The organism is Streptomyces sp. NPDC127084, from assembly GCF_042724175.1.
GTDB lineage: Bacteria > Actinomycetota > Actinomycetes > Streptomycetales > Streptomycetaceae > Streptomyces.
In genome coordinates, this window is the sequence record NZ_JBHXFA010000012.1 from 41615 (window position 1) to 64730 (window position 23116).

At 69.5% G+C, this 23116-nt stretch carries 20 protein-coding genes; 19 read left to right on the plus strand and 1 reads right to left on the minus strand.

From position 1 onward, the window contains the following. Positions 1 to 180 precede the first annotated feature (180 nt). The 12 genes from ACFWI9_RS05070 (at position 181) to ACFWI9_RS05125 (ending at position 12631) form a co-directional block, all read left to right on the plus strand. Entirely contained in the window at positions 181 to 1338 is a 1158-nt protein-coding gene (locus tag ACFWI9_RS05070) for a MalY/PatB family protein (protein ID WP_387159147.1), read from the plus strand. Positions 1339 to 1541: 203 nt separating this feature from the next. Next, positions 1542 to 3008, plus strand: a complete 1467-nt coding sequence (locus ACFWI9_RS05075; protein ID WP_387159121.1) for an MFS transporter — start codon at positions 1542 to 1544, stop codon at positions 3006 to 3008. Between the two features lie 35 nt (positions 3009 to 3043). Next, positions 3044 to 3457: a DUF3151 domain-containing protein gene (locus ACFWI9_RS05080; RefSeq protein ID WP_387159122.1), complete on the plus strand. Its 414-nt coding sequence runs from the start codon at positions 3044 to 3046 to the stop codon at positions 3455 to 3457. A 212-nt stretch (positions 3458 to 3669) separates the two neighbouring features. Further along, positions 3670 to 4515 carry a tryptophan 2,3-dioxygenase family protein gene (locus ACFWI9_RS05085; protein WP_387159123.1) on the plus strand — a complete coding sequence of 282 codons (846 nt, stop codon included), beginning with the start codon at positions 3670 to 3672 and terminating at the stop codon, positions 4513 to 4515. After that, positions 4508 to 5728 (plus strand): kynureninase, encoded by a 1221-nt coding sequence (gene kynU / locus ACFWI9_RS05090; RefSeq protein WP_387159124.1) that lies wholly within the window; start codon positions 4508 to 4510, stop codon positions 5726 to 5728. Before ACFWI9_RS05085 ends, kynU begins: the two co-directional genes overlap by 8 nt. Before the next feature lie 191 nt (positions 5729 to 5919). Further along, entirely contained in the window at positions 5920 to 6396 is a 477-nt protein-coding gene (locus ACFWI9_RS05095; protein ID WP_387159125.1) for a DUF4265 domain-containing protein, read from the plus strand. A gap of 385 nt (positions 6397 to 6781) precedes the next feature. Beyond that, positions 6782 to 7720 carry an alpha/beta hydrolase gene (locus ACFWI9_RS05100; protein ID WP_387159126.1) on the plus strand — a complete coding sequence of 313 codons (939 nt, stop codon included), beginning with the start codon at positions 6782 to 6784 and terminating at the stop codon, positions 7718 to 7720. A 212-nt stretch (positions 7721 to 7932) separates the two neighbouring features. After that, positions 7933 to 9333 (plus strand): sensor histidine kinase, encoded by a 1401-nt coding sequence (locus ACFWI9_RS05105; RefSeq protein WP_387159148.1) that lies wholly within the window; start codon positions 7933 to 7935, stop codon positions 9331 to 9333. After that, a complete protein-coding gene (locus ACFWI9_RS05110) occupies positions 9330 to 10010 on the plus strand; it encodes a response regulator (protein WP_387159127.1) in 681 nt (226 codons plus the stop codon). Before ACFWI9_RS05105 ends, ACFWI9_RS05110 begins: the two co-directional genes overlap by 4 nt. Before the next feature lie 111 nt (positions 10011 to 10121). Next, positions 10122 to 10736, plus strand: a complete 615-nt coding sequence (locus ACFWI9_RS05115; protein WP_387159128.1) for a Uma2 family endonuclease — start codon at positions 10122 to 10124, stop codon at positions 10734 to 10736. Between the two features lie 15 nt (positions 10737 to 10751). Then, positions 10752 to 11984: a cytochrome P450 gene (locus ACFWI9_RS05120; RefSeq protein ID WP_387159129.1), complete on the plus strand. Its 1233-nt coding sequence runs from the start codon at positions 10752 to 10754 to the stop codon at positions 11982 to 11984. A gap of 101 nt (positions 11985 to 12085) precedes the next feature. Further along, positions 12086 to 12631: a GbsR/MarR family transcriptional regulator gene (locus tag ACFWI9_RS05125; RefSeq protein WP_387159130.1), complete on the plus strand. Its 546-nt coding sequence runs from the start codon at positions 12086 to 12088 to the stop codon at positions 12629 to 12631. 64 nt (positions 12632 to 12695) lie between these two features. On the opposite strand, the gene ACFWI9_RS05130 is transcribed toward ACFWI9_RS05125, so the two are convergent. Next, a complete protein-coding gene (locus ACFWI9_RS05130; RefSeq protein WP_387159131.1) occupies positions 12696 to 13526 on the minus strand; it encodes a diacylglycerol kinase in 831 nt (276 codons plus the stop codon). 143 nt (positions 13527 to 13669) lie between these two features. On the opposite strand from ACFWI9_RS05130, the gene ACFWI9_RS05135 reads away from it, so the two are divergent. The 7 genes from ACFWI9_RS05135 (at position 13670) to ACFWI9_RS05165 (ending at position 23061) form a co-directional block, all read left to right on the plus strand. Further along, positions 13670 to 14953, plus strand: coding sequence for an adenylosuccinate synthase (locus ACFWI9_RS05135; RefSeq protein ID WP_387159132.1), 1284 nt, complete (start codon positions 13670 to 13672; stop codon positions 14951 to 14953). 269 nt (positions 14954 to 15222) lie between these two features. Beyond that, positions 15223 to 15597, plus strand: coding sequence for a hypothetical protein (locus ACFWI9_RS05140; RefSeq protein ID WP_387159133.1), 375 nt, complete (start codon positions 15223 to 15225; stop codon positions 15595 to 15597). 159 nt (positions 15598 to 15756) lie between these two features. Continuing rightward, positions 15757 to 16110 carry an ArsR/SmtB family transcription factor gene (locus tag ACFWI9_RS05145; protein ID WP_387159134.1) on the plus strand — a complete coding sequence of 118 codons (354 nt, stop codon included), beginning with the start codon at positions 15757 to 15759 and terminating at the stop codon, positions 16108 to 16110. Between the two features lie 373 nt (positions 16111 to 16483). Then, a complete protein-coding gene (locus ACFWI9_RS05150; RefSeq protein ID WP_387159135.1) occupies positions 16484 to 17923 on the plus strand; it encodes a hypothetical protein in 1440 nt (479 codons plus the stop codon). A 340-nt stretch (positions 17924 to 18263) separates the two neighbouring features. Further along, on the plus strand, positions 18264 to 19661 hold the full coding sequence (locus ACFWI9_RS05155; RefSeq protein ID WP_387159136.1) for a hypothetical protein: 1398 nt from the start codon (positions 18264 to 18266) through the stop codon (positions 19659 to 19661). Between the two features lie 265 nt (positions 19662 to 19926). Beyond that, the gene (locus ACFWI9_RS05160; RefSeq protein WP_387159137.1) at positions 19927 to 21348 is read left to right on the plus strand and encodes a right-handed parallel beta-helix repeat-containing protein; all 1422 of its coding nucleotides are present in this window, start codon (positions 19927 to 19929) and stop codon (positions 21346 to 21348) included. A 228-nt stretch (positions 21349 to 21576) separates the two neighbouring features. After that, positions 21577 to 23061 carry a hypothetical protein gene (locus ACFWI9_RS05165; RefSeq protein ID WP_387159138.1) on the plus strand — a complete coding sequence of 495 codons (1485 nt, stop codon included), beginning with the start codon at positions 21577 to 21579 and terminating at the stop codon, positions 23059 to 23061. Positions 23062 to 23116: the final 55 nt, after the last annotated feature.

The following is a 23116-nucleotide window of genomic DNA, read 5'->3' on the forward strand; positions in this document are numbered from 1 at the left end:
GGGCGGTGGCGCGCGCGGGGGCCCGCGCCCGCCTACGAGTGGGGGCGGGGGGGCGCCCCCGCCCCTGGCCCCCGCCCGGGGGCGGGCCCCATCGTCCTGCCCGGGGCCACGGGGCCACGGGCACGGGGAACAGAGACACGGGGAATCAGGGGAACGGGGAAGCAAGAAAGGGCCATGACGATGGCGACGACGTACGACTTCGACAAGCCGATCGACCGCCGGGGCACCGCATGCGTCCAGTGGGACGGTGTCGCGGACCGCTTCGGTGTGGACGGGCTGCTGCCGTTCACCATCTCCGACATGGACTTCCCGTCCGCGCCCCCGGTGCTGGACGCGCTGCGGGAACGGCTCGCGCACGGGGTGTTCGGCTACACGGACTGGCGTCTGAGTGAGTTCCGCGAGGCGATAGGTGCCTGGTACGAGAGCCGCCACGGCACCGCGATCGACCCGGAGCAGATCGTGTACGGGCCCTCCGTGCTCAACCAGCTCTCCCAGCTCCTGCGGATGTGGGCGCTGCCCGGCGAAGGTGTGGCCGTGCACACCCCCACATACGACGGCTTCCGCAAGGCTGTGACCGGGCTCGGCCGGGAGCTGCGCGGGGTGCCGCTGGGGGATGCCGCGGCGCTGGAGCGGGAGCTGGCCCGCCCCGACACGAAGGTGCTGATCCTGTGCTCGCCCCACAATCCGACGGGCCGGGTGTGGACGGAGCCCGAGCTGGCGGAGACGGCCCGGCTGGCGGCCGGACACGGAGTCACCGTGATCAGCGACGAGATCCACGCCGACTTCGTCCACGACGGGCACCGGCATCTGCCGTGGTCGCGCTTCGCACCGGAAGAGGGACGCTGGGCGCTGATCAGCTCCGCCTCCAAGGCGTTCAACTTCCCGGCGCTGAACGGTTCCTACGGGATCATCGGCGACCCCGGCGAGCGGGCGACGTTCACCGACCGTATGGAGACGGGCGAGGGGCTGGCCTCCCCGTCGGTCCTCTCGCTCACGGCACATATCGCGGCCTACCGGGATGGCGCCCCCTGGCTGGACGCCGCACGGGGCTATGTCGCGGGGAACCTGCGCCTGCTCGCCGAGCGGCTGAACGGGGCATTCCCCGCGCTGGGCTGGGTTCCGCCGCAGGCCGGGTATCTGGCATGGATCGACCTGCGGGCCCTGGGCGTGAGCGATGAGGCCCTCCAGCGCGAGCTGATCGAGCGTGAGCGTGTGGCGATGATGCGGGGGGCGGTGTACGGGGCGGACGGCTTCGTCCGCGTCAACGTGGGATGCCCGCGGAGCAAGGTGGAGCATGGCGCGGACGCGCTGGTCAGCGCCCTGACCCGGCTGATCTGAGGCCGGGTCCCCCGTTGCACGGGGCGCGTCGCCTCGCGGTGTACCCCATCCCCGCACCCGTGGGGCAGGGGCACCCGACGGGCTGGGGTGTACGGGCCTCGCCCCCACGCCGCAGCGGATAGCCGATCACGGGGCCCTGGCCACCGGCCCCTGACCGCGAGGCCCATCGCGCCGGGCGGGCCCGGGAAACCTACGCTGGCCACATGGACATCCGGCTCGCGACCGCGGCCGGCCGCTGGGTGGTCCTGACGACCGTCCTCGGGTCCAGCATGGCCATGCTGGACTCCACCGTCGTGAACGTCGCGCTCCCGCACATCGGTGACGACCTCGGCGCGGACCTGGCCGGGCTCCAGTGGACGGTCAACGCCTACATGCTGACCCTCGCCGGGCTGATCCTGCTGGGCGGGGCGCTCGGGGACCGCTACGGCAGGCGGCGGGTGTTCGTGATCGGTGTGGCGTGGTTCGCGCTGGCCTCGCTGATGTGCGGACTCGCGCCGAACGCGACGCTGCTGATCATCGCGCGGGCCCTCCAGGGCGTCGGCGGGGCGCTGCTCACCCCGGGTTCGCTGGCGCTGATCCAGGCCGCCTTCCACCCGGACGACCGGGCTCGCGCCGTGGGCCTGTGGTCCGGTTTCGGCGGGGTCGGCGCGGCCGTGGGCCCGTTCGTCGGCGGCTGGCTGGTCGACGGCCCCGGCTGGCGCTGGGTGTTCCTGCTGAACGTCCCGCTGGCCGCCGTATGCCTGCCCGTCGCGCTGCGGCATGTCCCCGAGTCGCGGGACCCGGGTGCCCACGGCCGGTTCGACGTGCTCGGTGCGGTGCTCGGGGCGCTCAGCCTCGCGCTGGTGACGTACGGGCTCATCGACATGTCCTGGTGGGCGGGCGTGGCCGGGGTGGCGGCAGGGGTCGCGTTCGTGGCCGTGGAGCGGCGCCGGGACGAGCCCATGCTGCCGCTGTCGATCTTCTCCTCGCGCCAGTTCACCGCCGTCAACCTGGTCACGCTGTGCGTGTACGCGGCGTTCAGCGGGTTCTTCTTCCTCGCCGCTCTCCAGCTCCAGGTCGTCGCGGGCTACTCGGCCCTCGCCGCGGGCACCGCCCTGCTCCCCACCACCCTGCTGATGCTCACCCTCTCCGCACGCTCGGGCGCGCTGGGCGAGCGCGTCGGCCCCCGTATCCCGCTCACGGTCGGCCCGCTGGTCTGCGCCGCCGGAATGCTGCTGATGCTGCGGGTCGGCCCGGACGCCTCGTATCCGGCGGACGTGCTGCCCGCCACGCTGGTGCTGGGCCTCGGCATGGTCACGCTCGTCGCCCCGCTGACCGCGACGGTGCTGGCCTCCGTGGACACCGCGCGGGCGGGGATCGCGAGCGGCGTCAACAACGCCGCCGCCCGCGCCGCCGGCCTGCTGGCGGTGGCCGCGCTGCCACTGCTGGTCGGCATGGGCCCGGAGGCGTACCGCGTACCGGAGGAGTTCGCGGCGACCTTCCGCCGGGCTATGCCGCTGTGCGCGGGCGTCCTGGTGCTGGGCGCGGCGCTCGCCTTCACGCTGGTGCGCCGCCCGGCACTGCCGTGCTGCCACCCCGAGTGCAAGGTGCAGTGCGGGGTCGGGGCGCCCGCGCTGGAGAGCCCGGTGGAGCGTGCACCGGGCCGCGAGCGGGGCATCGAGGAGGGGTGACGCTGCCAGGCCCCCGGTTCTGTGACACTGAAGCCATGTCCATCCACGAAAACCTGCTCGGGGGACCGCCCCCCACCCGGCTTCCCGACGACCCGGAGCCCCGGGAGCTGCTCGCCGCGGGCACCGCGCCCGCCGATGTCGCCGCGAAGTACCCGGCGTCCTCGCTCGCCTGGGCGCAGCTCGCCGACGACGCGTTCGAGGCGGGTCGGCCCGTCGAGTCGTACGCGTATGCCCGTACCGGCTACCACCGGGGTCTCGACGCCCTGCGCCGCAACGGCTGGAAGGGCCACGGCCCGGTGCCGTGGGAGCACGAGCCGAACCGGGGCTTCCTGCGTGCCCTGTACGCGCTCGCCCGTGCCGCCCAGGCGATCGGCGAGCAGGAGGAGTACGAGCGCTGCGCCACGTTCCTGCGTGAGTCCTCCGAGACCGCGGCGCAGACGCTGGGCTGACCGGCGCGGACCTGATCGACGCTGACCTGACCGGCGCCACTGACCAGCGGGTTCATACCAGCGGGTAGCGAACGGGGCGGGCACCTTTCCGGGTGCTCGCCCCTCGCGTTACCCCTGGGGCCCGTGTTTATGATGCCCGGAGGGGACCGGGGCTCCGAGACCACCAAGGGAGGGGCGGACCGCTACCCGGACACATGTGTCAGGAGACAGCGATGTCGCAGTATCCCGATGCCTCCGGAGCCGGTTCGGTCACCCCGAATCTCGACTTCGCGGGCACCACCCCGTACGAGGACTACGTCCAGGCGGATGTCCTCACCCATCTCCAGCACCCGCGGTCCGACGACCCCGGCGAGATGGTCTTCCTGGTCACCACCCAGGTGATGGAGCTGTGGTTCACCGTCATCGTCCATGAGTGGGAAACCGCGTCCCACGCCCTGCGCCGCGACGACCTGCCTGTCGCGATGGACGCGCTCAAGAGGTCCGTACGCGAGCTGGACGCGCTGAACGCGTCCTGGCGTCCGCTCGCCCAGCTCACCCCCGTGCAGTTCAACGCCTACCGCAGTGCGCTCGGCGAGGGTTCGGGCTTCCAGTCGGCGATGTACCGGCGCATGGAGTTCCTGCTCGGCGACAAGTCGGCGTCGATGCTGGTCCCGCACCGCGGCGCCCCGCGCGTGCACGCCGAGCTGGAGAAGGCGCTGCACGAGCCGAGCCTGTACGACGAGGTGCTGCGGCTGCTGGCGCGGCGCGGGCTGCCCGTGCCGCGGGAGGTGCTCGACCGGGACCTGGCGCTTCGCTATGAGCCGTCGCCCGAGGTGGAGCGGGTGTGGGCGTCCGTGTACGAGGGCGCCGACCAGAACGCCGAACTGGTACGCCTCGGCGAGGCGCTGACCGATGTCGGCGAGCTGGTGTGGCGATGGCGCAACGACCATCTGGTGGCCACTCGCAGGGCCATGGGCGCCAAGGCCGGTACCGGGGGTTCGGCCGGGGTCGCCTGGCTGGAGAAGCGCGCGGCGAAGAGCGTGTTCCCCGAGCTGTGGACGGCGCGCAGCCATGTCTGAGGCATCGCTGATAGCCAAGGCTGCGGAGCTGGACGCGGCGGACGAACTGGCCAAGCGCCGCGAACTGTTCGCCCTTGACGACGGCACGGTCTACCTGGACGGGAACTCGCTGGGCGCCTTGCCCCGCCATGTCCCCGACCGGCTGGCCGATGTCATCAGCCGCGAATGGGGCGAGCTGCTCATCCGCTCGTGGGACGAGAGCGGTTGGTGGACGGCACCCGAGCGGATCGGCGACCGGATCGCCCCGCTCGTCGGCGCGGCGCCCGGCCGGATCGTGGTGGGCGACTCCACCAGCGTCAACGTCTTCAAGGCCGTGGTCGCGGCGGTCCGGATCGTCGCGGACGACGCCCGCGACGAGATCGTGGTCGACGCCACCACCTTCCCCACGGACGGCTATATCGCCGAGTCCGCCGCCCGGCTGACCGGCCGCCGGCTGGTGCCGGTCGCTCCGTCCGAGCTGCCCGCCGCGCTCGGGCCCCGTACGGCCGCGGCGCTCATCAACCATGTGGACTTCCGCACCGGCCGGCTGCACGACCTGCCGTCCCTCACCGCGGCCGTCCACGACGCGGGCGCGCTGGCGGTCTGGGACCTGTGCCACAGCGCGGGAGCGCTGCCCGTCGGGCTGGACGAGCACGGCGTGGACCTCGCGGTCGGCTGCACCTACAAGTACCTCAACGGCGGCCCCGGCGCGCCCGCGTACCTGTACGTCGCCGAGCGGCACCAGGCCCGCTTCGACTCCCCGCTGCCCGGCTGGAACTCGCACGCCGACCCGTTCGCCATGGCCGCCGGCTACACGGCGGCGGACGGCGCGCCGCGCGGCCGGGTCGGCACGCCGGACATCCTCTCGATGCTGGCGCTGGAGTCGGCGCTCGACGTCTGGGACGGAGTCCCGATAGCGGCGGTCCGCGCCAAGTCGCTGGCCCTGACCGACTTCTTCCTGGAGTGCGTCGAGGCGTACGCCCCCGAGGGCAGGGTCACCTCGCTGACCCCGCGCGCCCACGCGGAGCGGGGCAGCCAGGTCGCGCTGTCCTGCGCGGAGGCACCCGCCGTGATGAAGGCGCTGATCGAACGCGGCGTGGTCGGCGATCTGCGCCGCCCTGATGTGCTGCGCTTCGGCTTCACCCCGCTGTACGTCGGCTTCGCGGACGCGGAACGGGCGGCGCGAGTGCTGGCAGAAGTGCTGACGCAGGTGCCGGCGGCGCCGCGCGACTGAGCGCGGCGTGGCCCGGATTCGGCCGGGGCGGGCATCGCGTTCGCCTCGGCCGGGTGCGTGTCGGGGACTGCGGTGGCTCCCGCGAGCCGCGCCGCGGGGTCGCCGTGGGCCCTCGGCTTGCCCTTGGTTCGCGTCCTGTGGCGCGGGTGCCGATCCCCTGCGCCGTATGGCGATGGCGCATGATGCCCGTCATGGGCAGTTCGGTAGAGCAGATCAAGGTCTGGTTCCGGTTCGCTCCTCGCGAGGGGTGGTTCCCGCAGGACACCGAGGGCCTGTGGGCGATCAGGCTCAGTGCGGACACGGCCCGGGTGCAGAGTGTTCCTTTTCTTCAGGACGGCGTGGCCGAGGGTGACGTGGTGCGGTTCCGGACCGACGCGGACGGGGTGCACTGGGCGGTCGGGAGGGTCAGTGCTTCCGGCAACTGCACGATCCGGGTTGTTGCAGTTCCGAGCGGCCCGCTGGGGCGCAGCCCCCAGGCGGTCCAGCAGCGGTTCGCGCAGTTCGGGCTCGGGGGCGAGGTCTTCAGCGAGGACTTTCCCATGGTGGCCCTGAACGCACCGGCCTGCGCCGACTTCACCGGAATCAAGGCGGTTCTGCGCCACGGGCAGGAACACGGATGGTGGTACTACGAAATGGGCTGCGTCACCGACGAATGGCGCAGCGCCTGATCCGCACGCACCCGGTTCGCAGGCTCACCCTGGTGTGGTGGAGGTGCTCTTGCCCCGCACGGCGGCTTCCCCGGGCCCGCGGCTCCCGCAGAGCGGGCCCGGGAAGCACCCCCGGCTGCGGCAGGAGCCTGCGGGAACCCGCGGCGTCGTCGGAGCCATCCGAAAGTCCGTGGCGAGGAGCTGTCTGCTCCCGTCTCGTGGAGCCTGCCGCGGGCTTCACGAGGGCTTGGGCGGCCCCGGCCCGACGCCGGGCGGGAGGCACCGCGAAGTCGGCGAGGACGCGGACTGCTCGAAGATCGCCCGCACCTGACCCCGGGGCTCAGGTGCCTGGTACCGTCCCGGCTGGCCGGGTCGATTCGGCCCCGTACCGAAAGGTTGGAGCGCCATGCGGGACCCCGCCCCGGACGACGAAGGACGCGACGCGACTTCCCGCGCCGCCGCCGCTCGTGACGCCGCCGAGGAGAGCTCGGCCCTGTCGCATCCGTCCGTCGCTCCCGACGCCACCGCCGCATACGGCGAACACCCGGACCAGAAGGTCGACTTCTACGCCCCGCGCGGCGGCCAGGACCGGGCGCCGCTGGTCGTGCTACTGCACGGCGGGGCGTGGCGGGCGCCGTATGACCGGCAGCATGTGACGCCGTTCGCCGACTTCCTCGCCCGGCGCGGCTTCGCCGTCGCCAATGTCGAGTACCGCAGAGGCGCCGCCCTGCCCCAGCAGCGGGATCCCGATGCCCATGCCGCCGCCACCGGGCCCGTGGCCGGGCGCTGGCCGGACACGTTCGACGACATCGCGACGGCGCTGGACGCGCTGCCCCGCCTGGCCGCCGCGACGCTGCCGCAGGCGGACCCGCGGCGGACCGTCATCACCGGGCACTCCGCGGGCGGCCATCTCGCACTGTGGGCCGCCGCCCGGCATGTGCTGCCCGTCGGAGCTCCGGCCGGCTGGCGGCTCGCGGCGCCGCCCGCGCTGCGCGGAGTCGTCGCGCTCGCGCCCATCGCGGACCTACGGCGGGCGACCGAGCTGACTGTGTGCGGCGGGGCGGTGCCCCAGCTCCTGGGCCCGGGCGAGCATTTCGAAGAGCGCCTGACCTGCGCGGACCCGGCATCGCTGCTGCCCACCGGCATCGCGACGACCATCGTCCAGGGCCGTACCGACACCGTCGTCCCACCGGCCGTCGCCGAGGCGTATGCCGACGCTGCGGCGAAGGCGGGCGAGACGGTCGGCTTCACGCTCCTCGAAGAGGTCGGGCACTTCCCGCTGATCGATCCGGCGTCGGACGCCTGCGCCGTGGTCGCGGAGGAGATCGCCCAGCTCGCCTGGTAGCGCGCCGCACAGCCTGGTCCGGTAGCAGGGTCTCAGAGCCCGGTCGTCCGGTGGTCCGCCTGTGACGCGGCCGGTCGTCCGGTGGTCCGCCTGTGACGCGGCCGGTCGCCCGGTAGCCGCCCGTGACCCCGTCGGTCGGCCGCGTAGTACTTGGGACGGATACACAAGGATCCGCATCGCAGGTGACGCCCCTGCGCGCCGGTCACCGTACCTTGGCTGACGTGACCGATTCGCAGACCACCCAGCGCATACCCGACCCCCGGGCGGGCAGCGCCGGAGACCGCAGCCCCAAGCCCGGAAGCACCGACAGCCGCAGCCCCGAGATCCGCGTGGCCATGGGACTGCTGCGGGGCCTTCGCGAGGACCTTGCCCACGACGTCCTCGCTTACCGGCCGCTTCCGCCGCTCGGGAAGGACGGCCCGGTGATCCGCCGCCTCCCCGGCAGGCGGCTGCGCGACTGGGCCGTCTGGATCCGGCACGCGTTGGTGGGCTTCGCCGCGTTCCTCGTCGTGAGCGCCGGCTACACCGTGGCCGTGCGCCCTTACGAGAGCAGCGAGGCGCACGCGCTCGTGCTCTTCGTACCCGCCGCGGCCGTGCTGCTGACGCTGGTCAGGCCGGTCGCCGCGTTCTGGCTGTCGCTGGCCTCCACCCCGTTCGTCTCCCTGGTCGTGTCGGGCTGGAGCGACTGGCCCTGGTCGATGCCCTCGTTCATGACGCATCTGACGGTGCTCACGGTCGTCGCCTTCCGGACCCGGCCCCGCACCGCCGCCTGGATGTGGTTGCTGACCGGTGTGTACGGCACGTTCGCCGGCGCGGTGCTGAGCCCGAACGGCTACTACGGCTCGAACACCGCGCCGATGCTGATCGTCTCCGCGATGTCCCTGCTCATCGTGACCTCGTGGCATGTGCGGCGCCAGGCCCGCGAGGAGGTCGCCGTACAGCAGAGTGTCACCGCCGTCGAACGTGACCGGCGCACCCTGCTGGAGGAGCGCACCACCATCGCCCGCGAACTCCACGACGTGGTGGCGCACCATATGTCGGTGGTCGCGATCCAGGCGGAGGCCGCGCCCTACCGGGTGGAGAACCCGCCCCCGGAGCTGGAGCAGGCGTTCGTCACCATCCGTGAGAACGCGGTGGCCGCGCTCACCGAGCTGCGCCGCGTCCTCGGTGTCGTACGGGCCGAGGACTACGAGGCTCCCGACGCCCCGCAGCCGACCCTCGCCGCCGCCGATCTCGGCGGGCTGCTCGACAACGTCCGCGACGCGGGCCTTGAGGTGAGTCTCGCGATCACCGGCGCGGTCCGCGAGTTGCCGCAGGGCGTGGAGCTCTCCGCGTACCGGATCATCCAGGAGGCGCTGAGCAACGTGCTCCGGCACGCGCCCGGCGCCTCGGCCAAGGTCGAGGTCTCGTATGTGCTGGGCGGTCTGGGTCTGCGGATCGTGAACGGCCCGGCCGACCGGCTGAGCAAGCCGTCCCCGGGCTCGGGCCACGGCCTCACCGGAATGCGGGAGCGTGTGACCATGCTGAACGGCGAGCTGACCGCCGGTCCCGCCGACGACGGCGGCTACGAGGTGGCCGCGTATCTCCCCGTCCCGAAGGACGAGACCGCATGACCGGCGCCGGCGACAGCACGAGCATCCGCGTACTGATCGTGGACGACCAGGCGATGGTCCGTGAAGGCTTCTCGGTGCTGCTGAACGCGATGCCGGACATCGAGGTCATCGGTGAGGCGGTCAACGGCCGCCAGGCGGTGGCCCAGGTCGCGGCGCTGCGCCCGGACGTCGTCCTGATGGACATCCGCATGCCGGAACTCAACGGCATCGAGGCCACCCGCGAGATCGTGGCCGCGGACTCCGACGCGAAGGTGCTGGTCCTCACCACCTTCGACCTGGACGAGTACGTCTACCAGGCCCTGCGCGCCGGGGCCTCCGGCTTTCTGCTCAAGGACGCCTCGGCCCGGCAGCTGGCGGACGGTGTACGGGTCGTGGCCGCCGGCGAGGCGCTGCTGGCGCCGACCGTCACCCGCCGTCTGATCACCGAGTTCTCCCGGATCTCCACCTCGCCCCGGCTTCCGGCTATGGCCCAGATCGGTGATCTGACGGAGCGCGAGACGGAGGTGCTGGTGCTGATCGCCCAGGGCCTGTCGAACGCGGAGATCGCCTCGCATCTGGTGGTCGCGGAGTCCACGATCAAGACGCATGTCAGCCGCATCCTGGTGAAACTGGGGCTGCGGGACCGCACGCAGGCGGCGGTGTTCGCGTATGAGGCGAGGCTGGTCACGCCGGGGTAGGTAGGGGTAGTCGAAGTGGGGGATTTCCCTCATCTGGGTGATCATCAGGGGAATCGTCCTGATGGGGGAGTGAAACGGCCATGCTGGCGTGAGCACTGGAAGGAGTGCACCATGACGGTTATGGCCGAGCCCATGTCGCAGTTGACGGTGGAACAGTTCGAGAAGATCGCCGATTTCACCGCCAAAGAGTCCGATGACGCCGTCAGGTTGGAGTTCATCAACGGGCGGATCGGGGAAAAGCGCGTGCCTGACGGTGATCACGGCGAGATCATGAGCTGGCTTCAGGAACGCTGCATGCAGGTCGGGGCCGGCATGTGGCTGTTCGGCGAGCAGGGCCTGAAGCTGGCTTCCTACCGTAAGGGTCGAGCCAGACCGGACGGCTCCCTTGCGCCAAGGGGGACCTTCGCCGGTCAGGGCGAGTGGGCGAACCCGGATGGTGTCCTCATGACCGTCGAGGTCACCTCGTACGACAGCGACAGTGACAGCGACACCGACAAGCGCGACCGCGAGGAGAAGCCCCTCGCGTACGCCGACGCGGGCATCCCCGTCTACCTGCTGATCGACCGCGACGACAGCACGGTCACCGTGCACAGCGATCCGCACCCCGACGGCGGCAGCCGTGGCTACCGCGACGTGCACAAGGTCGCCTTCGGTGCCGAGGTCGTGCTCCCCGACCCGGTCGGCATCACGCTCGACACAGAGGTCTTGAAGAACTACGTCCGCTGACCCTAGCGTCCCTCCATGGACGCCCCCGCCCCCTCAGGGCCCGCCGCCTCACGCTTCGCTCCCTGGTCCGCCGCCTTCGCCGCCGACCCCTACCCGGCGTACGCGGAGCTGCGCGCCGCAGGGCGGGTGCACTGGTTCGAGCCGACACGGCAGTGGCTGGTGCCGCACTACGCGGACGTCTCGGCGCTGCTGCGCGACCGGCGCCTCGGGCGGACGTATCTGCACCGCTTCACTCATGAGGAGTTCGGGCGTGTCGCCCCGCCGGCCGCCCATGAGCCGTTCCACACCCTCAACGACCACGGGCTGCTGGATCTGGAGGCCCCCGACCACACCCGAATCCGGCGCTTGGTGACCAAGGCGTTCACGCCCAGGACCGTTCAGGCGTTGGAGCCCACGGTGCGGCGGTTGTCCGCCGAGCTGGTGGGGCGGCTGGTGAAGGACGGCGGCGGCGACCTGCTCGCCGAGGTCGCGGAGCCGCTGCCGGTGGCGGTCATCGCGGAGATGCTGGGCGTTCCGGAGGCGGATCGCGTGCTGCTGAGGCCCTGGTCGGCGGACATCTGCGGGATGTACGAGCTGAATCCCACGGACGAGACGGCGGCCCGCGCCGTCCGGGCCTCGGTCGAGTTCTCGGAGTATCTGCGGGGCCTGATCGCCGAGCGGCGCAAGGCCCCGGGCGATGACCTGATCTCGGCGCTGATCGCCGCCTACGAGGAGGGCGACCGGCTCAGCGAACAGGAGATGGTCTCCACCTGTGTGCTGCTGCTGAACGCGGGGCACGAGGCGACCGTCAACACCACCGCGAACGGCTGGTGGACCCTCTTCCGCCATCCGGAGCAGCTGGCCGGGCTGCGGGCCGACCACTCGCAACTGCCGACAGCCGTGGAGGAGCTGATGCGGTTCGACACCCCCCTCCAGCTCTTCGAACGCTGGGTGCTGGACGACGTCGAGATCGACGGGACCACCATCCCCCGGGGCTCGGAACTGGCGCTGCTCTTCGGCTCCGCCAACCGCGACCCGGCTCGTTTCGAGCGTCCCGATGAGCTGGATCTCGCCCGACCCGACAATCCGCATATCTCGTTCGGCGCCGGTATCCACTACTGCCTGGGCGCTCCGCTCGCCCGGATCGAACTGGCCGCGTCCTTCGGAGAGCTGCTGCGCGAGGCGCCGGGGATGCGGCTGGCGGCTGAGCCGGAGTGGAAGCCGGGGTTTGTGATCAGGGGGGTACGGGAGCTGCTGGTCGAGCTCTGAGCCGACCGACCCAGCTGGTTTCACGAAATTGTGAAGTTAAGGAAGCATATAAACTTGGCGCAGCCATGGTGAGGCGGTGAGCAGGGGAGTTGAATCCGGTGGTGACCGACCAAACCGACCAAGCCGACCAAGCCGACAGAGCCGAGCAGACGGACCCGGCCGATCCGCAGGAACGAGTCCCGCAGGCGGTGTCCGACTTCGTCGAGCGCTTCGCCGCGCAGCTGGTCGAGGCGGGCATGACCCGGATGCCCGCCCGGGTCTTCGCGGCGATCCTCTCCAGCGAAGCGGGAGTGCTGACCTCGGCCGAGCTGAGCGAGCGGCTGAAAGTCAGCCCCGCCGCGGTCTCCGGAGCGATCCGCTACCTCTCCCAGGTCGACATGGTCTCCCGCGAACGCGAACCGGGCTCCCGCCGCGACCGCTACCGCGTGCACAGCAACCAGTGGTTCGAAGCGCTCGCCAACCGCGACAACGTGCTCAAGCGCTGGGAGCACACCTTCCGCGACGGTGTCGCCACCATCGGCGCGACCACCCCGGCCGGGCGCAGGCTCGCCGAGTCGCTGGAGTTCTTCGAGTTCATGGAGGGCGAGCTGGCCGGGATGATGCGCCGCTGGCGCGAACACCGCGAGCGCGTCTTCGGAGCGTCGTAACCGCTGACCTGTCGGGTGTACGCCCGACAGGCGTTCCGCCTCAGCGCCTTACCGCCTGACGGCCTCATCGCGCCGGAAGCGTCAGCGACCAGGCCCCCGCCCGCACCGTCCAGGTCCGCTTGCGCACCGGGCCCGTGATCCTGGTGTCCGCGCGGTAGCGGAAGTCAGCACCGGAGACCGTCACCGCCTCGGCGAGGACCCGGACCGGGTCCGCGCCCTCGCCGCCGCGGACGATGACCTCGGCGGCGCCGTCCCCGGTTCGTACCCGTACGTCCTCGACCGGCTCGTCCAGATCGTGCAGCAGTACCCCGTCCGCCTCGACACGCAGCCGTCCGACGCCGGATCGCGGCGGTGGTGACGGGGGCAGCGGGGCGGGTCGGACGAGGGTGCGGACCAAGGAACGGCATGCGTCCCAGACCGACGCCCCGCCGGGACTCCCGGCGGCGGCGGAAATGCGCGACACCGTGGCCGGGATGCGTACCGCCCCCAGCACCACCCCGTCGCTGTCGTCCACCAGCAGGTCCAGCTCACGTGCCGCGCCGTCCAGCACGGCGCGGGCCGCTGCCACCGCCCCGGTCGGCACTCCCAGTGAACGTGCCAGCTCCACCGACGCCCCGTCCCCGACCGGCACCACCGACAGAGCCTCATCCGCGAGCCCGCGCGCCCGGTGCAGGGCCGACACGGCCCGCAGCAGCGCGCGGTCGTCACCGATCACGACGGGGCGCCGGGCGCCCCTGCGTTCCAGGGTCCGGGCGAACTCCCCGGGGCCGTCCGGAAGGCAGATCTTCACATCTGCGCTCGCGCACAGCACATCTTTCGCGATACGAACGGACTCGCCGTCAAAACGGCGGGCGACCGGGTCGATGACCACCAAGAGCTGGTCGTGAGCCGACACCTCGGTCCTTCCTCGGGTAGCATCTTTGTGCAAGAGCCCCTTGCGCTATTGCGCCAGGGGCTTCGTCTATTCCGGGGCAAACACCGGTCGGCGGCTCAGGCCCCCGACCTTGGACATGCCCCGCCCGGAAGGGGTGTACGCCTGTGCCCGCACTTGTGCTGCTCGGTGCTCAGTGGGGTGACGAAGGCAAGGGAAAGGCCACCGACCTCCTCGGTGGATCTGTGGACTATGTGGTGCGTTACCAGGGTGGTAACAACGCCGGCCACACTGTGGTGGTCGGCGACCAGAAGTATGCGCTCCACCTCCTCCCTTCCGGAATCCTTTCGCCGGGATGTACCCCGGTCATCGGCAACGGTGTGGTGGTCGACCCGGCTGTCCTGCTCTCCGAGCTGAGCGGGCTCAACGAGCGCGGCGTTGACACGTCCAAGCTCCTGATCAGCGGTAACGCCCATCTGATCACCTCGTACAACGTCACCCTCGACAAGGTGACGGAACGGTTCCTCGGGAAGCGGAAGATCGGAACGACGGGCCGCGGTATCGGACCCACCTACGCCGACAAGATCAACCGCGTCGGCATCCGGGTCCAGGACCTGTACGACGAGTCGATCCTGATGCAGAAGGTCGAGGCGGCGCTCGAGCAGAAGAACCAGCTCCTCGCCAAGGTCTTCAACCGCCGCGCCATCGAGGCGGAGCGTGTGGTCGAGGAGCTGCTCGACTACGCCGACAAGATCAGGCCGTATGTCGCCGACACCACCCTGATCCTGAACAACGCGCTGGACGAGGGCAAGGTCGTGCTCTTCGAGGGCGGCCAGGGCACCCTGCTCGACGTCGACCACGGCACGTACCCCTTTGTCACCTCGTCCAACCCGACGGCGGGCGGTGCCTGCACCGGCGCGGGCGTCGGCCCGACGAAGATCAGCCGGGTCATCGGCATCCTCAAGGCGTACACCACCCGTGTCGGCGCCGGTCCGTTCCCGACCGAGCTCTTCGACGAGGACGGTGAGGCACTGCGCCGTATCGGAGGCGAGCGCGGTGTTACCACCGGCCGTGACCGGCGCTGCGGCTGGTTCGACGCGGTCATCGCGCGCTACGCGACCCGGGTGAACGGCCTCACCGACTTCTTCCTCACCAAGCTGGACGTGCTCACCGGCTGGGAGCAGATCCCGGTGTGTGTGGCGTACGAGATCGACGGCCGGCGCGTCGAGGAGCTGCCGTACTCGCAGACGGACTTCCACCACGCGAAGCCGGTCTACGAGTACCTCCCGGGCTGGTCCGAGGACATCACCAAGGCGAAGACCTTCGCGGATCTGCCGAAGAACGCGCAGGCCTATGTGAAGGCGTTGGAGGAGATGTCCGGCGCCCCGATCTCGGCGATCGGCGTCGGTCCGGGCCGTACCGAGACCATCGAGATCAACTCGTTCCTGTAGGTCTGCCAGGCAGGCGCAGGCGCGCGAGGAACACACGGTGCCCCGGGACCCTGGCGTCCCGGGGCACCGCCTTGTTCCGGGCCTGGAGCGGCTGGTCAGGCCGGCGGGCGGCGGATCATATCCACTTTCCGCATGTCATGTACCAGTAATCGCAATTTCTTCTCCGCGGCCCGCGCACAGTACGTAGCGTCCTCGTAACGGAACGGGCAGGCAGTTTCGAGGCCCGGTCAACGCACGCTGTGACGAGCATGACGAGGAGCAGGACCGGAATGGCAAACGTGGAGGTCTCCCTCAAGGAGACGATGACGATGATCGAGGGCGCTCTGGGGGTCGCCCTGGTCGACTACACCAGCGGAATGGCGCTGGGCACCCTGGGCGGTGGCAAGGACCTCGACCTGGCGGTGGCGGCGGCGGGCAATACCGATGTGATCCGCGCCAAAGTCCGCACCATGGAGCACCTCGGGCTCAATGACGACATCGAGGATGTCCTGATCACCCTCGGCGGCCAGTACCACCTCATCCGGCTGCTCAGGGGGCGCGCCGGCAACGGGCTGTTCCTCTATCTGGTGCTCGACAAGGGCAACTCCAACCTGGCCATGGCCCGCCACCAGCTCAGGCGCATAGAAGCCGAGCTCGAGGTCTAGCCGCATACACCGCTTCCCGGCCTTCGCACACCCAGGACTTGAAAATTTCTTCAAGTCGCCACATCGCCACATCCAGATCAGGGCAAACGCCTGAGTGTGCGGGGCCGGGAGGCTGGAGGATGGTGCGCACGACACGCCCCGCCCAGGAGTGATTTCGCCATGCAGGTCCCGCTCTACCAGGCCAAGGCCGAGTTCTTCCGCATGCTCGGGCACCCGGTGCGTATTCGGGTTCTGGAGCTCCTCCAGCACGGCCCCGTACCTGTACGCGACCTGCTGGACGACATCGAGATCGAACCGTCGAGCCTGTCCCAGCAGTTGGCCGTGCTGCGCCGTTCCGGGATCGTCGTCTCCATCCGGGATGGCGCCACCGTGAGCTACGCCCTGGCGGGAGGGGATGTCGCCGAGCTGCTGCGCGCGGCCCGCCGGATCCTCACCGAACTCCTCGCGGGTCAGACCGAGCTGCTGGCGGAGCTCCGTCAGGCCGATGTCGTGGGCCCCGCCCGGTCGTCCTGAACTGACACGCCCGACTGCGGGGCAGCCTCAACCCGGCGGCTCCACTGCTTCGGCTGAGTCACCTTTCTGATACGGCACACCTGTCGCCCGCCTCCGGCATCCGGCCCGGGGGCGGGCGAGTGCGTTGCTACGACAGATTTCCGCGGTTCCCCCGGCGACACGCCAACACTCCCACGCGTGGAGTAATTGTCCTATTTAAGGACTACCGCCTGTTTCGATATGCGCAACTCTGCCCCTTTGGTCTTTGAGGGGGTGTGACGGCATGCCATAGAGAAGGAGAGCGCATCGGATGTCTGGATCTCGGGAAACGGGCGCGGGGCTCCCGCGTCGTGCGAAGCCGGCGGCATTGAGTCGCCACTGGAAGGCGGCCGTTGTGGCTGCGGCGGGTCTCGCCACAATGGTCGGCACTTCAAGTGTCCCGGCCGTCGCGGAAGCGGACACGGCGGAGGCGCACGCGCCCTCGGCCGTGGCGAAGGGCGACGGCGCTGATCACGGCTACGGGGATGACGAGGGCGGGGAAGACAAGGAAGACAAGGGAGGCAGCGGGGACAAGGAAGACACGGAAGGCGAGGGAGGGCGCGGCTACGGCGATCACGAGGACGGTTACGGCAACGAGGACGCGGGCGGCCACGGGGGCAAGCAGCGTCACGGTCATGAGGGCGGGGCGACGCTGTATGTGGAGTGCGACCCGGCCGACCTGGCCGAGGCGGTCACCGAACTCAATGCGGACCGCGGTGGCGAGCTCTTCCTGGCGGAGGACTGCACCTACACACTGACGGCCAACGGTGACGGCAACGGTCTGCCGGTGATCACTCAGCCGATCACCATCCATGGCAACGGCTCCACGATCGAGCGTGCCGCCGACGCCGACCAGTTCCGTTTCTTCGAAGTCGGAGCCGGTGGGGACCTCGGACTGCGCGACCTCACGCTCACGGGTGCCAAGTCGGCCGCCGATGACCCCGGCGGCGCCGTCCGCGTCAGACCTGCGGGGCGCTTCGACGCCGACCGGGTCACCTTCGACGACAACACCGTCGACGACACCTTCCTCGACAGCGGCGGCGCCATCTACAACGAAGGCGTCACCGCGATCAGCCGCAGCTCCCTCAGCGGGAACACCGCGAGAGACGGCGGCGCCATTCACAGCTTCGACGGAAAGCTGAAGATCGACAAGTCCGAACTGGTCGGCAACTTCGCCGACCTCACCACCGGGCGGGGTGGTGCGTTGCTCCACGAGAGGGGGGCGACGCAGATCACGAACAGCCTGTTCGACGGCAATCAAGCCTTCGACGGTGGCGGCACTTTCAGCGAATTCGGCGTGCTGGGGATCAAGAGAAGCGACTTCACGCACAACTTCGTCTCCAACTCCGACGCCGCCATCTATCACCAGAACGGCAGCCTCTACCTGAGCAAGAGCCTTCTCAAGGAGAATGTGGCCAGTACCGCTGGGGGCGGGTTGAACCTCCTTGCTCCAGGCGTGATCGAGCACACCAAGATCAAGGACAATGTCACCACCGGAGGCACGGGCGGCGGCCTCTGGGTGAACCTGGCGAACACTGGTGGCGCGGTCTCGCTCCGCCACTCGAAGGTCGTCGGCAACCAGGCTCCCGGCGGCCTCGGCGGCGGTATCCACGTCTATCCGGACACCACGCTCATCCTCACCGACACCAGCGTCGAGGACAACATCTCCGACGTGCCCGCCGGCGGCGTCCACAACGAAGGCACCGTCGAAGCCCACGGCAAGAACCGCATCATCAACAACGTGCCCACCAACTGCGAAGGCAGCCCCAACCCCGTGCCTGACTGCTTCGGCTGACGCACGGTCCGTTCCCGCCCGGCACTCCTCACGCCCGCCCCCGGCATCAGGCCGGGGGCGGGCGAGCGTCGTATGGCGCCACTCCACCGAACCGCGCGACACCCCCATATATGGAGTAATCATCCTATTTTCTGCTTTTCACATGGTGGGGTGTGGCTTATTCGCCCCTTTTGTATCCGGAGGGGGTGTGACGGCCTCTCACGGAGAAAGCGAGCTGCATCGGATGTCTGGATCTCGGGGCACGGGCGCGGGCGTGACGCGTCGTGCGAAGTCGGCGGCGTCCGGCCGTCACTGGAGGGCCGCTGTGGTGACGGCGGCCGGTTTCGCCACATTGGTCGGCATGTCGACCGTCGCGGTGGTCGCGGAAGCGGACACGGCCGAGGCGCAGGCGCCGTCTCCCGCGCCGAAGGCGGAGGAGGTCAAGGGAGGCAAGGGAGGCGAGGCGAAGGAGAAGTCCGCCGCGCCGAAAGCCGGGGGTGATGAAGAAGGCCAAGGAGGCAAGGGCGACAAGGCCGGGAAGAGCGACGGGGGAGCCAAGGGGGACAAGGGCTACGGCGGCAGGAAGCGCGGTGGCTACGGGGATGACGACAAGGAGTACGTGGAGTGTGATCCGAACGCGCTGATCTCCGTGCTCACCGAGCTGAACGCGGACCGGGGCGGGAGTCTGGTCCTGGCCAAGGACTGCACGTACATGCTCACGGCCAACCTGGATGGCAGCGGGCTGCCGCGCATCACCCAGCCGATCTCGATCTTCGGCCACGGGGCCACGATCGCCCGCGCCGCCAACGCAGAGCAGTTCCGTATCTTCGATGTCGGCGCTGGCGGGGACCTGAAGCTGCGCAGGCTGACCGTCACTCGCGGCAAGACCGTCGAGGGGGAGGACGCTGCCGGCATCAGGGTGAGTCCCGCGGGACGGCTTGAGCTGAACGACGTCAACGTCACGGAGAACTCGACCGGCCATATCGCCAACGATGACGCGGGCGGCCTCCTGAACGAGGGGATCGCCACGGTGCGCAATAGCGTTTTCCACCGGAACTCAAGTCGGGACGGCGCCGCCATCTACAACCAAAGCGGCAAGATGGAGATCACCCACACCGAGATCACGGGCAACGCAGCCGATTCCGTGGATGGTTTCGGAGCTGTCTACAACTCCGGTTCCATGAAGTTCCGTAACGGCCTGATCGGCAACAACACCGGCAACGACGGTGGCGGTGTGCACAACGACGGGGTGCTGGAGATCGAGAAGAGCGCCATCGCCCACAACTTCGCCGTGTTGGAGGGCGGTGGTATCGAGAGTGACGCCGGTCCGCTCTATCTGCGCGACAGCCTCATCGAGGGCAACACCGCCGGCGAGAGGGGAGGTGGACTCGACCTCACGGAGCCCGCGACGGTCGAAGGCACCAAGATCGTCGACAATGTCGTCACCAGCACCGAGGCCACGGGCGGCGGTGTCTACGTGAGCGTTGACGAGGGCGACGCGGTCTCGATCCGCGACTCGAAGATCACCGGCAACCAGGCTCCCGGCAACTCGGCATCGGGCGGCGGCGTCTTCGTTGACGCCAACGACGGCATCCTGCGCCTGACCGACGTGAAGGTGGCGAACAACCTGTCCGACCAACCTGCCGGTGGCGTGAAGAACAACGGCACTGTCGAGACCTACGGCAAGGTCAGGATCATCGACAACGTCCCGACCAACTGCGAGGGCGGTGCCAACCCCGTTCCCAACTGCTTCGGCTGACGACCGTCCGCTCCGCAGTGAGGGGACTCTCGCCCGCCCCGGCATCCAGTCGGGGGCGGGTGAGAGTGTTGGGGGAGCCCTCGCGACTCTCCCACGCGCGGAGTAATTGTCGGATATTGGGCTTTATTTGTGTTTCGGTGTGCTCCCTGCCCCTGTTCCGCGAGGGGGTGTGACGGATTCTCACAGGGAAAGTGAGCTGCATCGAATGACTGGATATGCGAGGTCGGTGACGCTGAGCCGTCACTGGAGGGCTGCTGTTGTGGCGGTGGCCGGCTTCGTCACGCTGGTCGGCGCGACGAGCGTCTCGGTGGCGGGCGCTGGGGCGGCTGAGGCGCAGACGCCGTCGCCCGCGCCGAAGGCAGAGGGAGCCAAAGGGGGCAAGGGCGGGGAGGGCGGGGAGAAGTCCGCCTCCTCGAAGGGCGACAAGGGCGGCAAGGGTGGCAAAGAGAGCAAGGGTGACAAGGGTGGCCATGAGAAGAGGGGGCAGGGTGATGAAGGCTACGGCGGCAGGAAGCGCGGTGGCTACGGGGATGACGACAAGGAGTATGTGGAGTGTGACCCGAACGCGCTGGTCGCGGCTCTGGTCAAGCTGAACGAGGACCGTGGTGGGAGTCTGGTTCTGGCGAAGGACTGCACGTACACGCTGACGGCGAATCTGGACGGCAGCGGGTTGCCGCAGATCACTCAGCCGATTTCGATCTTCGGGCATGGGGCGACGATCGAGCGGGCGGCGAACGCGGAGCAGTTCCGCCTCTTCGATGTCGGTCCCGGTGGTGACCTCAAGCTGCGGCGGCTGACTCTCACCCGTGGCAAGAGCGCTGCTGACGAGGATGGCGGCGCGCTCAGGGTGAGTCCTGCGGGGCGGCTCGAACTCAACGACGTCAAGGTCACGGACAACGCCGTCGACGATATCGGGGCCGATGACGGCGGAGGCCTTCTGAACAGCGGGATCGCCACCGTGCGCAGGAGCGTCTTCCACCGGAACGCCGCTCAGGACGGCGCTGCCGTCCGCAACGAGGGCAGAATCGAGATCGAGGACAGCGAGATCACCGGCAACACCGCTGACCTCGATACCGGAAGGTCCGCCCTCTACAACGTAGAGGTCATGAAGGTCCGTAGGAGCACGGTCAGCGACAACTCCGCTGAAGACGGTGCGGGTGCGTACGCCGACAACGGCGTGTTGGAAGTCGAGGAGAGCACCTTCGCCCACAACTTCGCTGCTGCCACGGGCGGTGGCCTCCAAGGTGACGGCGACTCGCTCTATGTGCGCGACAGTCTCGTGGAGGGCAATACCGCGGGTGGGAGCGGCGGTGGTATCGATCTGACAGGGGCCGCTTCGATCGTGGGTACCAAGATCGTCGGCAATGCCGTCACCGAGAGCGATGCGACCGGTGGTGGGGTCAACGCGAGCCTGGACTCCGACGAACTGGTGGCCTCGATCCGTGACACCCAGATCATCGACAACCAGGCGCCCGGCAACGACGCCCGAGGCGGCGGCCTCTTCAACCGCGGGGCGTCCATCGCCAGGCTCACCGACGTGAAGGTGATCGGCAACATCTCGGACGCGGAGGCCGGCGGCGTGCACAACGACGGCGAGATCACCACCTACGGCAAGATCAAGATCATCGACAACGTCCCGACCAACTGCGAGGGCAGCGCCAATCCCGTCCCGAACTGCTTCGGCTGACGCATTGTCCCCTCGGTAGAGACCTTTTCCTCCATCCGCCCCCGGTGTCCCGAACCGGGGGCGGACTCACGCCTGGGCATGCGGGCGGCGGACGGACGGGGTGGATGCCGACCCCGACACTCTGAAGAGAGTTATTGTCCTATATTTCGCTTTTATTGTGATTTGATGTGCGCACTTTCACCCTGGAAGTCCGGGGTGTGGCGGCCTGTCAGAAGGAGAGCTGCGTAGATGTCCGAATCACACGTGGCGGCGGTGCTGAGCCGTCACTGGAAGTTGGCCGTACTCGGTGCGGCAGGTGTCGCCACGGTGGCGGCCACCACCACGATCGTCGCTGCCACGCACACCGGGCAGCCCGAGGCGCGGTCGGCCGCGTCCGCCGCGGACGGAAAGGGCCTGCCGGTCGGCGCGGGCGACGGCGGCGCGTCCAAGGAGAAGGGCAAGGGTGGCGAGGGCAAAGGCAACGAGGGCAAGGGCAAGGGTGACGAAGGGGGGCGCGGCAAGGGCAAGGGTGACGACAAGAACGGCGACAAGTACGGTCACCACGATGACGCCGACGCCACGCACGTGGAGTGTGACCCGAACGCCTTGATCTCGGCGCTTGTCGATCTGAACTCGGACACCGGCGGCGTGTTGGTCCTGGCCAAGGACTGCACCTACACCCTGACGGTCAACGACGGTGTGAACGGCCTGCCCGAGATCACCCAGCCGATCACCATCCACGGCAACGGCGCCACCATCCAGCGCGCCGCCGACACCGACCAGTTCCGCTTCTTCGAGGTCGCGGCGGGGGGCGACCTGAAGCTCAGTCATCTCACCCTCACCCGCGGCAAGTCGGCTGATGGTGAGGACGGTGGCGCGATCTACGTCAATCCCGCGGGGCGGCTCGACCTCGACCATGTCACCGTCACCCGCAACACCGTCGCCGACATCGCCAGCGACGACGGCGGCGGTATCTACAACGCGGGCATCGCGACCGTCCGCAACAGCGAGATCAGCCGTAACTCCAGTGACAGCGGAGCCGCCTTCTTCAACATCGAGGGCAAGGCCGAGATCATCAAGTCCAAGATCACGGGCAATGTCTCCGGCACCGCCGAAAACGGCTATGCCGCCGTCTACAACGAGGACGGGACTCTCGCGCTCAGGAAGAGCCTGGTCTCCTACAACTACGGAGGCTCCGGCGGCGGCGTCTACAGTTCCGGCACCACCGAGGTCGACGCGAGCGCCATCGAGTACAACCACGGCTACTACGGCGGCGGCATCTACCACGAGAACGGCTCACTCGTGGTGGGCGACAGTCGCGTGGCCTACAACACCGCACGCGGTGTGGAGATCTTCGCTGGTGGCGGCTTCTACCTCGAGGGCCCGGCAGTGATCGAGAACAGCAAGGTGTACGGCAACGTGGCCGCGTCCGGGCGTGGCGGCGGTGTCTACACGAACCTGGCCGACGGCGAGTCGGTCTCGATCCGCGAGTCCAAGATCGTGAACAACCAGGCTCCCGGCGAGGAGGGCGCGGGCGGCGGAATCTACACCAGCGACGGCGACCTGCTCAGGCTCACCGACGTCAAGGTGACGGGCAATATCTCCGATGCGCCCGCCGGCGGTGTGAACAATCAGGGCACTGTCGAGACCTACGGCAAGATCAAGATCATCGACAACGTCCCGACCAACTGCGAGGCCGCCGGGACCAACCCTGTCCCGAACTGCTTCGGCTGATCCTGCCTGCCCATCCAGGGCGCCCGCCCCCCCCCGCCGCCCGCCGCGCGGGGCT

What these genes read in the sequence shown, in the direction of transcription:
- ACFWI9_RS05070 (WP_387159147.1), top strand. Translation starts at nt 181, where the DNA reads ATGGCGACGACGTACGACTTCGACAAGCCGATCGACCGCCGGGGCACC.
- ACFWI9_RS05075 (WP_387159121.1), top strand. Translation starts at nt 1,542, where the DNA reads ATGGACATCCGGCTCGCGACCGCGGCCGGCCGCTGGGTGGTCCTGACG.
- ACFWI9_RS05080 (WP_387159122.1), top strand. Translation starts at nt 3,044, where the DNA reads ATGTCCATCCACGAAAACCTGCTCGGGGGACCGCCCCCCACCCGGCTT.
- ACFWI9_RS05085 (WP_387159123.1), top strand. Translation starts at nt 3,670, where the DNA reads ATGTCGCAGTATCCCGATGCCTCCGGAGCCGGTTCGGTCACCCCGAAT.
- kynU (WP_387159124.1), top strand. Translation starts at nt 4,508, where the DNA reads ATGTCTGAGGCATCGCTGATAGCCAAGGCTGCGGAGCTGGACGCGGCG.
- ACFWI9_RS05095 (WP_387159125.1), top strand. Translation starts at nt 5,920, where the DNA reads ATGGGCAGTTCGGTAGAGCAGATCAAGGTCTGGTTCCGGTTCGCTCCT.
- ACFWI9_RS05100 (WP_387159126.1), top strand. Translation starts at nt 6,782, where the DNA reads ATGCGGGACCCCGCCCCGGACGACGAAGGACGCGACGCGACTTCCCGC.
- ACFWI9_RS05110 (WP_387159127.1), top strand. Translation starts at nt 9,330, where the DNA reads ATGACCGGCGCCGGCGACAGCACGAGCATCCGCGTACTGATCGTGGAC.
- ACFWI9_RS05115 (WP_387159128.1), top strand. Translation starts at nt 10,122, where the DNA reads ATGACGGTTATGGCCGAGCCCATGTCGCAGTTGACGGTGGAACAGTTC.
- ACFWI9_RS05120 (WP_387159129.1), top strand. Translation starts at nt 10,752, where the DNA reads ATGGACGCCCCCGCCCCCTCAGGGCCCGCCGCCTCACGCTTCGCTCCC.
- ACFWI9_RS05140 (WP_387159133.1), top strand. Translation starts at nt 15,223, where the DNA reads ATGGCAAACGTGGAGGTCTCCCTCAAGGAGACGATGACGATGATCGAG.
- ACFWI9_RS05145 (WP_387159134.1), top strand. Translation starts at nt 15,757, where the DNA reads ATGCAGGTCCCGCTCTACCAGGCCAAGGCCGAGTTCTTCCGCATGCTC.
- ACFWI9_RS05155 (WP_387159136.1), top strand. Translation starts at nt 18,264, where the DNA reads ATGTCGACCGTCGCGGTGGTCGCGGAAGCGGACACGGCCGAGGCGCAG.
- ACFWI9_RS05165 (WP_387159138.1), top strand. Translation starts at nt 21,577, where the DNA reads ATGTCCGAATCACACGTGGCGGCGGTGCTGAGCCGTCACTGGAAGTTG.